General features: G+C 61.3%; 14 protein-coding genes. 10 read left to right on the top strand and 4 right to left on the bottom strand.

Translation table 11 applies throughout. The features are described 5' to 3' along the window. Positions 1-8: 8 nt before the first annotated feature. Complete coding sequence (locus ACIPSK_RS13305; RefSeq protein ID WP_017965280.1) at positions 9-1,343, bottom strand: dicarboxylate/amino acid:cation symporter; 1,335 nt, start codon at positions 1,341-1,343, stop codon at positions 9-11. Positions 1,344-1,567: 224 nt separating this feature from the next. Here ACIPSK_RS13305 and ACIPSK_RS13300 point away from each other — a divergent pair, with 224 nt between their 5' ends. Both ACIPSK_RS13300 and ACIPSK_RS13295 read left to right on the top strand, forming a co-directional pair. After that, positions 1,568-3,436: a sensor histidine kinase gene (locus ACIPSK_RS13300; RefSeq protein ID WP_162116555.1), complete on the top strand. Its 1,869-nt coding sequence runs from the start codon at positions 1,568-1,570 to the stop codon at positions 3,434-3,436. 4 nt (positions 3,437-3,440) lie between these two features. After that, on the top strand, positions 3,441-4,787 hold the full coding sequence (locus ACIPSK_RS13295) for a sigma-54-dependent transcriptional regulator (protein WP_162116554.1): 1,347 nt from the start codon (positions 3,441-3,443) through the stop codon (positions 4,785-4,787). A gap of 30 nt (positions 4,788-4,817) precedes the next feature. Here the strand turns inward: ACIPSK_RS13295 and ACIPSK_RS13290 are convergent, their stop codons facing one another. Then, positions 4,818-5,285 (bottom strand): Lrp/AsnC family transcriptional regulator, encoded by a 468-nt coding sequence (locus ACIPSK_RS13290; RefSeq protein WP_003541645.1) that lies wholly within the window; start codon positions 5,283-5,285, stop codon positions 4,818-4,820. 230 nt (positions 5,286-5,515) lie between these two features. Between ACIPSK_RS13290 and trxB the strand changes: the two genes are divergently transcribed. The 6 genes from trxB (at position 5,516) to ACIPSK_RS13260 (ending at position 11,451) form a co-directional block, all read left to right on the top strand. Continuing rightward, complete coding sequence (trxB, locus tag ACIPSK_RS13285) at positions 5,516-6,490, top strand: thioredoxin-disulfide reductase (RefSeq protein WP_162116553.1); 975 nt, start codon at positions 5,516-5,518, stop codon at positions 6,488-6,490. A gap of 22 nt (positions 6,491-6,512) precedes the next feature. Beyond that, the gene (locus ACIPSK_RS13280; protein ID WP_026154247.1) at positions 6,513-7,409 is read left to right on the top strand and encodes a LysR family transcriptional regulator VtlR; all 897 of its coding nucleotides are present in this window, start codon (positions 6,513-6,515) and stop codon (positions 7,407-7,409) included. Positions 7,410-7,963: 554 nt separating this feature from the next. Then, on the top strand, positions 7,964-8,257 hold the full coding sequence (locus tag ACIPSK_RS13275; RefSeq protein ID WP_011652911.1) for an ArsR/SmtB family transcription factor: 294 nt from the start codon (positions 7,964-7,966) through the stop codon (positions 8,255-8,257). Position 8,258: 1 nt separating this feature from the next. Then, positions 8,259-9,425 (top strand): MFS transporter, encoded by a 1,167-nt coding sequence (locus ACIPSK_RS13270; RefSeq protein WP_162116552.1) that lies wholly within the window; start codon positions 8,259-8,261, stop codon positions 9,423-9,425. A 25-nt stretch (positions 9,426-9,450) separates the two neighbouring features. Continuing rightward, positions 9,451-10,575, top strand: coding sequence for an alkene reductase (locus tag ACIPSK_RS13265; protein WP_162116551.1), 1,125 nt, complete (start codon positions 9,451-9,453; stop codon positions 10,573-10,575). 75 nt (positions 10,576-10,650) lie between these two features. Next, positions 10,651-11,451 carry an aminoglycoside phosphotransferase family protein gene (locus ACIPSK_RS13260; protein ID WP_162116550.1) on the top strand — a complete coding sequence of 267 codons (801 nt, stop codon included), beginning with the start codon at positions 10,651-10,653 and terminating at the stop codon, positions 11,449-11,451. On the opposite strand, the gene ACIPSK_RS13255 is transcribed toward ACIPSK_RS13260, so the two are convergent. After that, the gene (locus tag ACIPSK_RS13255) at positions 11,448-12,470 is read right to left on the bottom strand and encodes an NAD-dependent epimerase/dehydratase family protein (RefSeq protein WP_162116549.1); all 1,023 of its coding nucleotides are present in this window, start codon (positions 12,468-12,470) and stop codon (positions 11,448-11,450) included. The genes ACIPSK_RS13260 and ACIPSK_RS13255 overlap by 4 nt on opposite strands. Before the next feature lie 94 nt (positions 12,471-12,564). Here ACIPSK_RS13255 and ACIPSK_RS13250 point away from each other — a divergent pair, with 94 nt between their 5' ends. Both ACIPSK_RS13250 and ACIPSK_RS13245 read left to right on the top strand, forming a co-directional pair. Further along, on the top strand, positions 12,565-13,464 hold the full coding sequence (locus ACIPSK_RS13250; protein WP_017965289.1) for a LysR family transcriptional regulator: 900 nt from the start codon (positions 12,565-12,567) through the stop codon (positions 13,462-13,464). A 104-nt stretch (positions 13,465-13,568) separates the two neighbouring features. Beyond that, complete coding sequence (locus tag ACIPSK_RS13245; RefSeq protein ID WP_162116548.1) at positions 13,569-14,084, top strand: GrpB family protein; 516 nt, start codon at positions 13,569-13,571, stop codon at positions 14,082-14,084. A 2-nt stretch (positions 14,085-14,086) separates the two neighbouring features. Here the strand turns inward: ACIPSK_RS13245 and ACIPSK_RS13240 are convergent, their stop codons facing one another. Continuing rightward, positions 14,087-14,368: a DUF2188 domain-containing protein gene (locus ACIPSK_RS13240; RefSeq protein ID WP_017965291.1), complete on the bottom strand. Its 282-nt coding sequence runs from the start codon at positions 14,366-14,368 to the stop codon at positions 14,087-14,089. Positions 14,369-14,473: the final 105 nt, after the last annotated feature.

Genomic DNA, 14,473 nt, shown 5'->3' with positions numbered 1-14,473 from the left:
CCGGCTGGTTATTCGGCCGGCTGCAACCCGGCAGCCGAAGTATCCTCTCCGGTCTGGCCACCCAGCGCCGCAGCAAGCTGCGCCGTATCCAGCTCGTTTTCCCAACGCGCCACGACGATCGTCGCAACCGCATTGCCGACGAGGTTGGTCAGCGCCCGGCATTCCGACATGAAGCGGTCGATGCCGAGGATGAGCGCCATGCCGGCGACCGGCACGGAGGGCACGACGGAGAGCGTCGCGGCAAGCGTGATGAAGCCGGCGCCGGTGATGCCTGCGGCACCCTTGGAGCTCAGCATCGCCACCAAGAGCAGCAGGATCTGGTCACCCCAGGAGAGATGGATGCCGGTTGCCTGGGCGATGAACAGCGCCGCCAGCGTCATGTAGATGTTGGTGCCGTCAAGATTGAAGGAATAGCCTGTGGGGATGACGAGACCGACAACCGAGCGCTTGCAGCCGGCCTTTTCCATCTTGTTCATCAGTCCCGGAAGGGCGGCCTCCGAAGACGACGTGCCGAGGACCAGTAGCAGTTCTTCCTTGATGTAGCGCAGCAGCGCCACGATCGAGAAGCCATTGTAGCGGGCAACAGCGCCGAGAACGACGAGGACGAAGAGCAGCGAGGTGAGGTAGAAGGTGCCGATCAGCATGGCGAGGTTGGCGATCGACCCGACGCCGTACTTGCCGATGGTGAATGCCATGGCGCCGAAGGCGCCGATCGGGGCAGCCTTCATCAGGATGGCGACAAGCTTGAACACGGGCGCAGTCAGGGCATTGAGGAAGTTGACGACCGGTTCGCTCTTTTCGCCGACCATCGCGAGCGCGATACCAAAGAGCACCGAGAAGAACAGCACCTGCAGAATGTCGCCATCGGCAAAGGCGCCGACGATCGTCGTCGGGATGATGTTGGTCAGGAAACCGACGACGCTCTGCTCATGCGCCTTTGCGGCGTAGCTGGCGACCGCCGCCGGGTCCAGCGAGGCCGGATCGATGTTCATGCCGGCCCCGGGCTGGACGACATTGGCGACGATCATGCCGATGATAAGCGCCGCCGTCGAGAAGGTCAGGAAGTAGAGCATCGCCTTGCCTGCGACGCGGCCGACCTTCTGCAGGTCGCTCATGCCGGCAATGCCGGTCGCGACCGTCAGGAAGATGACCGGGGCGATGATCATCTTGACGAGCTTGATGAAGGCATCACCAAGCGGCTTCAGCTGGGTACCGAATTCGGGATAGAAATGGCCGAGCAGGATACCCGCGGCGATAGCCGCGAGAACCTGAACGTAAAGATGGCTATAAAAGGGCTTCTTGCCCTTGCTGCCTGCGACTGCATCGAGTGGTGCTGCGATCATGATGTCCTCCTAATGGCTCGTCCGGAACGAACTCCGGCCTCCCGAGCCGTTCGCTTCAAGTCCAACAGCTCAGCCGTTGTTGGCATTCCTTTCGCAATCGGCGTGCCAGTTTTACGCCACCAGGCAAACAATTGATTTCATTACAAAAAAATTTATCAAACTACGGATAGCTAATTAAGAAATGCGGAAATCCGCACAAATCCGTTTGCGTTTCGTGCAGAAAAATGCACAAATCTGCCATGTCCGTGTCGCCGAAATTGTGGCCTTCTCTACCCTTGCATCACCGCATCCGCCGGACATGGTGGGCCTATGCTGTGCTCGCCCTTGTCGCCGTCGTGGCCAGCCTGTGGGTAAGCGGCGAGATCGGCCGGCACCGGGCGGAGGCTGCCCTCGAGGAACAGGCCCGCATGGATGCGAGGCTGAATGCGGCTTTGCTGCGCACGGTTCTCGAAAAATACCGAGCGCTTCCCTTCGTGCTGTCGCAGGACGTGGCTCTCGCCGCGGCGCTGGCGGGAAACGATGCCGGCACATTCGAGCGGCTCAGTCAGAAGCTGGAAATGCTGACGGCGGGCACGAAGGCCGCCGTCATCTATGTCATCGACAAGGACGGCATGGCGGTTTCGGCCAGCAACTGGCGCGAACCGACGAGCTTCGTCGGTAATGACTATCGTTTCCGCGAGTATTTTCAGGGGGCGGCCGAAAGAGGACAGGCCGAGCACTTCGCGCTCGGCACGGTCAGCAAGAAGCCGGGTCTCTATATCTCCCAGCGGATTTCGGGCAGCAATGGCCTGCTGGGCGTCGTTGTGGTCAAGGTCGAATTCGACGACATCGAGGCGGATTGGAACGCCTCGGGCACCCCGTCCTACGTCGTTGATGAGCGCGGCATTGTCCTCATCACCAGCATCCCGTCATGGCGGTTCATGACGATCGGCCGGATCGCCGAAGACCGGCTGACGGCGATCCGCGAAAGCCTTCAATTCGGCGCTGCGCCGCTTCAGCCTCTACCGCTCGACATGGTCCGAAATCTCGGCGACGGGCTCGATATCGTCGAGATCGTCATGCCGGGCGATGCCGGGAAAACCAGGTTTCTCGATGTCGCAACGTCGGTGCCGGCGACCGGATGGCATTTGCAGCATCTGGTGGCGCTGGGGTCATCCGTCGATGCGGGGATTCGCGAAGCCCGCATGCTGGCATTGCTGATACTCCTGCCGCTGCTGGCCGGAGCAGCCTTCCTGTTGCGCCGCCGCCATGCGATCGCGCTGCGGATCTCCAGCGAACAGCAGGCGCGGGAGGAACTGGAACGGCGGGTAGTCGAGCGGACGCTGGATCTCAGCCAGGCTCGGGACCGGCTGCAGGCTGAAATCATCGGCCACAAGAGCACGGAACAGAAGCTGCAGGCAGTGCAACAGGATCTGGTGCAGGCCAACCGGCTGGCCATCCTGGGTCAGGTGGCCGCCGGCGTCGCCCATGAAATCAACCAGCCGGTCGCGACCATCCGCGCCTATGCCGATAACGCCCGCACCTTCCTCGATCGCGGCCAGACGGCGCCTGCCGGCGAAAATCTCGAAAATATTGCGGCGCTGACGGAACGCATAGGTTCGATCACCGATGAATTGAAGACCTTTGCGCGCAAGGGCCGCGGCAGCGCCGAACCAACCGGATTGAAGGACGTCATCGAGGGCGCCGTGATGCTGTTGCGCAGCCGGTTTGCCGGCCGCATGGATACGCTCGACATCGACCTGCCGCCCGCCGAACTGCAGGTGATGGGAAACCGGATCCGTCTCGAGCAGGTGCTGATCAATCTGCTTCAGAATGCCCTGGAGGCGGTGGCGCCGAAGGCCGGAGAGGGTCGCGTCGAGGTCAAAACATACACCGATGCAGGGATGGTAACGGTCACGGTCGCCGACAACGGTCCCGGCATCCCGCCTGATATTCGGAAGGGCTTGTTCACGCCGTTCAATACCTCGAAGGAAAGCGGTCTCGGCCTCGGCCTGGTGATCTCCAAGGATATCGTCGGCGACTATGGCGGCCGGATGGAGGTTTTAAGCGACAACAGCGGAACCAGGTTCATCGTTCAGCTAAGGAAGGCTTGAGATCATGGAAACGCCGACCCCTGTTGCGCTGATCGACGACGACATGGACCTGCGCCGCGCCACCGCCCAGACGCTCGAACTCGCAGGGTTTTCCGTTTCCGCCTATGATAGCGCGAAAGCCGCGCTGGCGGATCTGCCGGCGGACTTTGCCGGCCCCGTCGTCACCGATATCCGCATGCCGGAGATCGACGGACTGCAACTCTTCGCCACGCTCCAGAGCGTCGATGCCGACCTGCCGGTAATCCTGATGACCGGTCACGGCGATATTCCCATGGCCGTTCAGGCGATCCAGGATGGCGCCTATGATTTCATCGCCAAGCCCTTCGCAGCCGATCGGCTCGTCCAGAGCGTGCGTCGCGCTAGCGAGAAGCGGCGGCTTGTTCTGGAAAACCGCATGCTGCGGAAAGCAGCCGAAGATGCGCAGGAGAATTTGCCGCTGATCGGCCAGACGCCTGTCATGGAAAATCTTAGAAACATCCTTCGCCACATCGCCGATACCGATGTGGACGTGCTTGTCGCCGGCGAAACGGGCAGCGGCAAGGAAGTGGTAGCCCAGATCCTGCATCAGTGGAGCCACCGCCGGAAGGGCAATTTCGTGGCGCTGAATTGTGGCGCCCTGCCCGAAACCGTCATCGAAAGCGAACTGTTCGGCCACGAGGCCGGCGCCTTTACCGGCGCCCAGAAGCGCCGCACGGGCCGCATCGAACATGCGAGCGGCGGCACGCTGTTCCTCGACGAGATCGAAAGCATGCCGGCCGCCACCCAGGTCAAGATGCTGAGGGTGCTGGAGATGCGCGAGATCACGCCGCTTGGCACCAATGAGGTGCGCCCGGTCGATCTTCGCGTCGTCGCGGCCGCCAAGATCGACCTCGGGGATCCTTCGGTGCGCGGCGATTTTCGCGAGGATCTCTATTACAGGCTGAACGTCGTGACGATCTCCATTCCGCCGCTGAGAGAACGCCGCGACGACATTCCGCTGCTGTTTTCCCACTTCGCCGCTCGCGCCGCCGAGCGTTTCCGTCGCGATATCCCGCCGCTTTCCCCGGATGTGCGGCAGCATCTCGCCTCGCACACATGGCCGGGGAATGTCCGCGAACTCTCGCATTATGCCGAACGCGTCGTGCTTGGCGTGGAAGGCGGTGGAACGGCAGCGGTCCCTCCGCAGCCGACGGATGCGACGCTTCCCGAACGGCTGGAGCGCTACGAGGCGGAGATCATTCGCGACGCCCTGTCGGCCAATGACGGCGACGTCCGCCGCACCATCGAGGCGCTCGGCATTCCGAGAAAGACGTTTTACGACAAACTCCAGCGCCACGGCATCAACCGGGGCGGCTATATCTCGCGCAAGTAGTTGTCGATGATGTTTGATCTGCCGCTGGCTTTAGACTTCCACCAGTCCCAGCTTCTTCACCTGCCGGATCGTCAGCATGGTGCGCACGGTATCGACATGTTCGTTCGCCGTCAGCACCTCGATGACAAAATCCTGAAAGCGGGTGAGGTTCTCCGCCACGCAATGCAGCAGGAAATCGCTGTCGCCGGAGACCATCCAGGCCTGGCGCACCAGCGGCCATTCGGCGGTGGCGGCGGCAAACGCCTTGAGATTGCCTTCCGACTGATGCTTGAGGCCAACCATGCAAAAAGCGACGAGGTCGAAGCCGAGCTTCGGGCTATTCAGCATCGCGTGATAGCCCTCGATGATGCCCGCTTCCTCGAGCTTGCGCACCCGGCGCAGGCACGGCGGCGCCGAGATGCCGACGCGATCGGCGAGCTCCACATTGGTCATGCGGCCATCGGCCTGCAGCTCCCGGAGGATCTTTATATCGATGACGTCGAGTTCCGCACGACCCACATCATTGCCTTTCTTTAATTCTCCGCGGCGAGCTTCTATATAAAGCCGCGGAATACGCAAGAAAGTTTCACGCCGATGACGGATTCTTGCACATCTGGGCGATTTGCCTTGTTGGTAACGCAAGGCTGCCCTTGAATAAAAGCATTGGACGTTCATAAATGGCGCAGGACCGCGAAACGGCCGCAATCGCTCATTAGCCGCCGCCCTCCTGCCAGTCGAAAGGAAATGACATGCCCGCCCGCCATACCAAGGTGCTCATCATCGGTTCCGGACCCGCAGGCTATACTGCCGCGGTCTATGCCGCGCGCGCCATGCTGAAACCGGTTTTGATCGCCGGTCTCGAACAGGGCGGCCAGCTGATGATCACCACTGATGTCGAAAACTATCCGGGCTTTGCCGATCCGATCCAAGGTCCCTGGTTGATGGAACAGATGCTGCAGCAGGCAAAACATGTCGGCGCCGAGATCGTCAACGATCTCGTGACCGAAGTCGACATGAACCAGCGTCCTTTCGTCGCCCGCACCGACAGCGGCCAGGTCTGGACCGCCGATACGCTGATCATTGCCACCGGCGCCAAGGCCAAATGGCTCGGCATCGAGAGCGAGCAGCATTTCCAGGGCTTTGGCGTTTCGGCCTGCGCCACCTGCGACGGTTTCTTCTATCGCAACAAGGATGTGATCGTGGTTGGCGGCGGCAACAGCGCCGTCGAGGAGGCGCTCTATCTCTCCAACATCGCCAAGTCGGTGACATTAGTGCACCGCCGCGACTTCTTCCGAGCCGAGAAGATTCTGCAGGAACGCCTGTTCTCCAAGGACAATGTCAAGGTGCTGTGGAATACCGAAGTGGCCGAGATTACCGGCACGCCGGCCAAGCCGCCGATGCCGCAATCCGTATCCGGCGCGAGCCTGCGCGATGTCAGAACCGGCACGATCACCGAAGTGGCGATCGATGGCGTCTTCGTCGCGATCGGCCATGCGCCGGCAACCGAGCTCTTCAAGGACAAGCTGAAGCTGAAGGACAATGGTTATCTCTGGACTGCGCCGGATTCGACCGCGACCAGCCTGGAGGGGGTCTATGCAGCGGGCGACGTGACGGATGACACATTCCGCCAGGCGATCACTGCCGCCGGCTTGGGGTGCATGGCTGCACTTGAAGCCGAGCGATACTTGACGGGCCACATGCCCGTCGCCGTGGCCGCGGAGTAAGATCGGCATGAGGGGTGGGGGAATGCCATTGGATTGGGACAAGCTGCGTATTTTTCACGCAGCTGCCGAGGCGGGTTCGTTCACGCATGCGGCGGATAAACTGCATCTGTCCCAATCCGCCATCAGCCGCCAGGTCAGCGCCCTGGAGCAGGATGTCGGCACCAAGCTGTTTCACCGCCATGCACGCGGCCTGATTCTGACGGAACAGGGCGAGTTGCTTTACCGCACCGCCCATGACGTGCTGCTGAAGCTCGAAACCGTGAAGATGCAGCTCACCGAGACGACCGAGACGCCATCCGGCAAGCTGCGCGTCACGACGACGGTCGGCCTCGGCCAGGGCTGGCTGACCGACAAGATCCAGGAATTCCTGCAGCTTTATCCCGATGTGCAGATCCAGCTGATCCTCGACAACGAGGAAGTGGATGTGAACATGCGTCATGCCGACTGCGCCATCCGCCTGCGCCAGCCGCAGCAATCCGACCTCATCCAGCGCAAACTCTTCACCGTGCACATGCACGTCTATGCGGCCCCGTCCTACATCAATCGTCATGGCGAGCCGCAAAAGGTCGAGGATCTCGACAGTCACCGCATCATCACCTTCGGCGAGCCGGCGCCAAGCTACCTGCTCGACGTCAACTGGCTTGAGGTCGCCGGTCGCTCGTCCGACAACAAGCGTATTCCGCATCTGCAGATCAACAGCCAGACCTCGATCAAACGCGCTGCCCTGCTCGGCATCGGCGTCGCCTGCCTGCCGGATTACATCGTCGGCCGCGACCCAGGCCTGATTCAACTGGCGATCAACGCCGACGTCCCTTCCTTCGACACGTATTTCTGCTATCCCGACGAGATCAAGAACGCCGCCAAGCTGAAGGCCTTCCGCGATTTCATCGTCAGCAAGGCCAGAAACTGGAACTTTTAAGCTTGGTTTTATTGAAGAATTGCCGACTATGCAGAACACGCATGACTGGCATGCACAAATGAGGGTTGCCGTTTGCCCATTAAACCACCATATCGCACATAGCTGATGCACATGGTGGCTTTTCCTCCCAGTTCCACCGCATTAGCTGTTCCCCTCTGGAGGTTTTTGACCTTCACACTTATAAGGGCCCTGGTTTTCCAGTGGCCCTCTTTTTTTGCCTTTCTTCCTCAACGAAATGCCGCACCGCAAAAAATTTGTGCGGCGCATAGCAGACATGCACAAAAAAGCATTGAAACCTGCCCAAGGAAGCACCATATCCACCTTAGCTGATGCACCTTGTGGTTTCTCTCCCAGTACCACCGCATTAGCTGTTCCCCTCTGGAGGTTTTTTGACCTTCACAATTATAAGGGCCCTGGTTTTCCAGTGGCCCTCTTTTTTTGCCCAAAATTTGCTCATTCAATAAAACCCATCGCCTCACGCCTCCGTGATTTGCATATCGAAGTCAGACGATCGATATATCGATCAGAAACGATTTATAATTCGGCGAACCACGATGGATAAAGACGAAATTATCAAGGCGCTCGCCCATCCCACCCGGATGGACATTCTGAACTGGCTGAAAAATCCCGAGGAGCATTTCCCCTCGCAGGAGCATCCTTTTGAAATGGGCGTCTGCGCCAGCCAGTTCGAGCGCTGCGGCCTGTCGCAGTCGACGGTCTCGGCCCATCTCGGCACGCTGCATCGCGCCGGCCTCGTCACCACCAAACGCGTCGGCCAGTGGATCTTTTACAAGCGCAACGAAGAAACCATCGCCGCCTTCCTCAAGCAGCTGACGCAGGACCTCTAGAATGCCTCTCGCCCTCCTCGTTCTTGCCTTGAGCTCGTTTGCGATAGGCACCACCGAATTCGTCATCATGGGTCTGTTGCCGGAGGTTGCCGCCGATCTCTCGGTCAGCATCCCGCAGGCCGGATGGCTGGTGACCGGTTATGCCCTTGCGGTCGCGATCGGGGCACCTGTGATGGCGATTTCGACCGCGAAGCTGAAGCGCCGCACCGCCCTGATTGCGCTGATGGCCTTCTTCATCGCCGGCAACCTGCTTTGCGCACTGGCGAGCGACTATTGGGTGCTGATGATCGCCCGTGTCGTGACGGCACTTTGCCACGGCGCCTTCTTCGGCATCGGCTCGGTGGTCGCCGCCGGCCTCGTTGCCGAAGACCGAAAGGCCCGCGCCGTCGCGCTGATGTTTACCGGCCTGACGCTTGCCAATGTTCTCGGCGTGCCGCTCGGCACCGCGATCGGCCAAGCCTATGGCTGGCGCTCCACCTTTGTCATCGTCACTGTCATCGGCATCGTCACCATATCAGGCCTGATCGTCATCCTGCCCAAGGATAAGCAGCAGGAAAACGGCAGCATTCTGCGTGAGATCGCAGCCCTGCGGAATGGCCGCCTGTGGCTGGCGCTCTCCACCACCGTTTTCTTCGCCGCCTCGATGTTCGCACTCTTCACCTACATCGCGCCGCTGCTGCGCGACGTCACGGGCGTGTCACCGGAAGGCGTCACCTGGACGCTGTTCCTGATCGGGCTCGGGCTGACCATCGGCAACCTCGTCGGCGGCAAGCTTGCCGATTGGCGGCTCGGCGCAACGCTTGCCGGCGTCTTCGCCGCGGTCGCCATCACTTCGATCGCCTTCAGCTATACGAGCCGCTTCTTCATCCCGGCCGAAATCACCCTCTTCCTTTGGGCGATGGCAAGCTTTGCCGCCGTGCCGGCGCTTCAGGTCGGCGTCGTCGGCTACGGCAAGGATGCGCCGAATCTCGTCTCCACGATCAACATCGGCGCCTTCAACACCGGAAATGCGCTCGGCGCCTGGGTGGGCGGCCTCGTCATCGACGCCGGCTTCGATCTCACCCGCGTTCCGCTCGCCGCAGCCTTGATGGCCCTGATCGGCCTCGGCGCGACGGCGCTCACCTATCTCTCCGCCAGGGGCCGGGCCGCCCTCGCCCCTGCCGAGTGATCCTCCCGCAAAAGAAAGGACCAACATGGCCAAGCTTTTCGAACCCACGAAAGTCGGCGACATATCAGTCAAGAACCGCGTCGTCATGGCGCCGCTCACCCGCAACCGCTCGCCGGGCGCAGTTCCTAACGACCTCAACGTCGAATACTACCGCCAGCGCGCCACAGCAGGCCTGATCATCACCGAAGCGACCGCGATCACCCATCAGGGCCAGGGATATGCCAACGTGCCTGGTCTCTACAGCAAAGAGGCTCTCGACGGCTGGAAGCGCGTCACCGACGCCGTTCACGCAGCCGGTGGCAAGATCGTCGTCCAGATGTGGCATGTCGGCCGCATCTCGCACACGACGCTGCAGCCGAACGACGGCAAGCCGGTTTCCGCGACCAATCGCATTGCCAAAGCCAAGACCTATCTGGTCAATGCCGACGGCACCGGCAGCTTTGCCGACACCTCCGAGCCGCGCGCGCTCGATACCGCCGAAATCCCCGGCATCATCGAGGATTACCGCAAGGCTGCCCGTGCGGCGATCGACGCCGGCTTCGACGGTGTCGAGATCCACGGCGCCAACGGCTACCTGCTCGACCAGTTCATCCGCGACGGTATCAATGACCGTACTGATGCATATGGCGGCTCGATCGAAAACCGCACCCGCCTGACCTTCGAAGTCGTCGATGCCGTGGTGAAGGAAATCGGCGCGGGCCGCACGGCGATCCGGATCTCGCCGGTGACGCCGTCAGGCGAAAGCTACGATTCCAATCCGCAGGCGACCTTCACCCATGTCGTCGAAGGCCTGGCCAAATACGATCTCGCTTATATCCATGTCATCGAAGGTCAGACCGGCGGCGACCGCGACTACAAGCAGGGCGACAATCCCTCCTTCGATTACAAGGCACTGCGCCAGACTTATGAAGAGGCCGGCGGCAAGGCCGACTGGATGGTCAACAATGGCTACGATCGCGATCTGGCGATCGACGCTGTCGAAAGCCGCCGCGCCGATCTCGTCGCCTTCGGTAAGCCCTTCATCGCCAATCCCGATCTCGTCGAGCGCCTGGAACACAATCTGCCGCTCAACACGCCCGACCAGTCGACCTTCTATGGCGGCACCAGCAAGGGCTATATCGACTATCCCATCCTCGAAAAGGTCGCTTGAAGCTTTCACACGCGAACGCGAATCCCGCCGAAAGGCGGGATTTCCATTTTCGACGGGTTTTTGTAGGGTGCCGCCATGTTCGCTCCCTATCTTGACCGCTGGTCGCTAATATCAGACGGCGAGCCCATCATCACCCATTCAAGCCGCCTGCTCCCGGTCCTCTGGCGGGATAAGCCCGCCATGCTGAAAGTCGCGGCAGATATCGACGAACGATACGGCGCTCTTCTGATGCAGTGGTGGGACGGTGACGGCGCAGCCTATGTCTACGCCCATGAGGGCGACGCTGTGCTGCTGGAACGGGCGACGGGAAAACGCTCGCTGCTTGCCATGGCAATGAACGGCGAGGACGATGAGGCAAGCCGCATCCTCTGCGGCACGGCGGCACGGCTGCATGCGCCGCGCGAAAAACCACTTCCCGATCCCATCCCTCTCACCCGCTGGTTTCGGGATCTGGAACCGGCAGCGGGCAAGCATGGCGGCACGTTTGCCGATTGCTCGGTGATCGCCAACGTCCTCCTTGCCGATCAGCGTGATGTCACCATCCTCCACGGCGACATCCATCACGGCAACATTCTCGATTTCGAGGCGCGCGGCTGGCTGGCGATCGATCCGAAGCGGCTGTACGGCGAGCGCGGCTTCGATTTCGCCAATATCTTCGCCAACGAAGAACTGCCAACGATCACCGATCCTGCCCGTTTCCGCCGCCAGCTCGACATCGTCTCAACGGAAGCGAAGCTGGAACCGAAGCGGCTGCTCCAATGGATCGCCGCCTATTCCGGCCTTTCCGCCGCCTGGTTCCTCGGTGATCCGAATATTCAGCAGGCAGAAACCGCCCTGACGGTCGCCCGGATCGCGCTGGCCGAACTCGAGAGCTAACCCGCGTTCTGCGACGGGTGCCCGATAAGGTCTGCCGCGGCTTGATGGTGCGATTCGGGCAGGCAGCCAAGTGCCACGAGCGAAGTCCTGACCGCTTCGTCGATCGGCGTCTGCGGCTCCTTGCCGAGTTCGGCCACAAGCCTGATGTTCCGCATCCGCACCGGCAGCTTCCAGAGATAGCGCATCTCCTTGATCTCCCGCATCACCGGAACGAAGGGCGCCGCCAGCGGCACGATCCACCAGGGAAAGCCGCCGATCTTTGCTTTGCCGCCGGCGACGCGCTTGATTGCTTCGGCCATCTGCATGCCGTCCGCATCCCAGAAGCCCTCCATATGATAGACGGAGAAAGGCGGCAGCCGATCGGCCCGCTCGATGAGCTGGACGATGGTTTCCGCCATGTCTGGCAGGTAGGCCCATTGATGACCGATGCCGCGCCGACCCGGGTTCCTGATCGTGGCGACGGGCTTGCCTGGGGTCACGAGACCGGACGAAAACCAGCTGTTGGCCGTCGTGCCTGGACCGAAGAAATCCCCTGCCCTGACGATGATGGCGCCGGCGCCGGACTGCGAGGCCGCCTTCAGCCGCTCCTCCATTTCGACGCGGATCGCCCCCTTCTTCGTCGTCGGATGCTGCGGGCTTTCTTCCGTCGGCGTCGGCAGGGCATCGGGACCAAAATTATAGATGTTGCCCGGCAGCACGATTCGCGCGCCGACGGCGCGAGCAGCGGCGATGGTATTGTCGAGCATCGGCAGCACCAGCGTTTCCCAGTCGCGGTAGCCGGGTGGGTTGACGGCATGGACGATAAGGCCGACGCCTTCAGCCGCCTTCAGGACGTCGCCGGCATTCATCGCATCGCCCTGCATCCAGTCGAAGGCTGGCTCGTTCCTCGACACCTTGGCGGCATCACGATTGAGCGCCCGGATGCGCCAGCCGCGCGCAAGCAGCCTGCGGGCAACCGCGCCGCCGATACCGCCGGTGGCGCCGAGAACGAGGGCCGTCGTTTTCATTTCGCTATTCATGACAATCATCTCCTTCGATTGGATGAGAGGATCATGCCATCAGAGCGAGATAAACGAAATTGACGAAAGAAGTGCATCTGCTATACGAAAATACATGAACTCCGAACCGAGCTGGGATTTCTACCGCAGTTTCCTGACCGTGCTCCAACAGGGATCGCTGTCGGCCGCCGCCCGCGAACTGGGGCTGACCCAGCCGACCATAGGCCGCCATGTCGACGCACTGGAACTAGCGATCGGCGCCGAACTCTTCACCCGCTCGCCGAATGGGCTGCTGCCAACCGACGCCGCACTGGCGCTGAGGCCTTACGCCGAGACGCTGGCGGCAACCACGGCCGCCCTTTTACGCACCGCATCCGGCCAGCGCGAGCGCGTGGCTGGAACGGTCAGGATCAGCGCCAGTGAGGTCATCGCCGTCGAAGTGCTGCCCGGAATTCTCGGACCGCTGCAGGAAACCTATCCCGAATTGCAGATCGAGCTCTCGGCATCCGATACGATCGAGGACCTGGTGAACCGCGAGGCCGATATCGCCGTGCGCATGGCCGAGCCGCAGCAGACTGCACTCGTCGTGCGCCGCATCGGCGATATCCCGCTCGGCTTTCACGCCCATCGCCGCTATCTCGAACGATACGGCATTCCGCAAACCCTGGCTGACCTCGCAAACCACCGCCTCATCGGCTTCGACCGGCAAACGGCGTATGTCCGTATGGTGATGAAACGCTATGCGGTGCCTGGCATCGAATTCTCCTTCCGCTCCGACAACAACCTCGCCCAGCTTTCGGCGATCCGTGCCGGCGTTGGCATCGGCATCTGCCAGACAGGACTCGCGCGCGAAAATCCCGACCTGGTTCACATCCTGCCTGATGCCTTCAGCCTACCGCTCGGCACGTGGGTGGCGATGCATGAGAGCCTGAAGTCTTCGCCGCGCTGCCGCGCTACCTTTGACGTATTGGTCAAGGGGCTTCAGGACTATCTCCGATATTCGACCAGCGCATAATCGCAAAAATCAGAATCGATTTTCGCAAAGAATCATGCGCAAATTTCGAAGCAATAGAGCCTCCTTAACGCGTCTTATCGGACGCGCACCCCGGCGGGATGCAAATGACAAAGCACCATGCGGTTGAACTCGTGCCCTGCGATCCGCGATGGCCGCAAGCCTTTCAGCGTATCCGCGGCAAGCTTCTAATCTTGCTGCCGCAGGCGCTCGCCATCGATCACATCGGCAGCACGTCCATACCGGGCATGATGGCCAAGCCGCTTATCGACATCGACATCGTTCTTCCCGGCCTCGAGCATATCGAGGACGCCACACGGGTGCTTCTGGCCGAAGGCTACGAGCCGCGCGGCAACCGCTATGACGACGATGTCTGGGCGTTTTTATCCAGAGGTTCGGTGCCGGCGGAACGGGTCTACCTTTGCCCTTCCGGCAACGGCACGCATCGAAACAGGCTGGCTTTCCGGGATTATCTCATCGCGCATCCGCAAGCGGCGGCCGATTATGCCGCGCTCAAACGCAGGCTGGCAGTCGAATTCAGGATGGACGGCGACCGCTATACTGCGCATAAGCGCGAATTCGTCGATACGATCGTCGCGCGGGCATTGACGGGCGATGGTTAGCTTCAGATGCCTTGCGAGGCTTCGGCCGTACGGTCCTTCCACAAGCCGTCCACCACCTCGGTTTCCGGCCGATCGCCGCCCTCGGCATATTCCTCATGCCATTTGCCGTTCTCGTCCTGCCAACTGATCTCGGCGGAATCGCCGCCGACCTGCTGTTCGGCCGCGACAATGCGTGCAGCTTCGAGCGCCTCGGCATGGGTCGGGAATGCCTCGGAATAGACACCTCCCAGCCTGTAGGCCCAGCCGCCGTCATGCGGCACGACTTCGTAGACCACCTTGATCATGCATCCGTCTCCTCATCTTCTTGTTGCGCATTCGCATGCTTCCGGACAGGATCCGGATCATCGCGGCCGCTTGACGAGAATTCGAGGACGCCGCGATCTGCTTTC

This window comes from Rhizobium sp. LARHSG275, assembly GCF_052871115.1.
The sequence above is the reverse complement of the archived record's forward strand: the minus strand, read 5'-3'. Positions and strand labels throughout refer to the sequence as shown.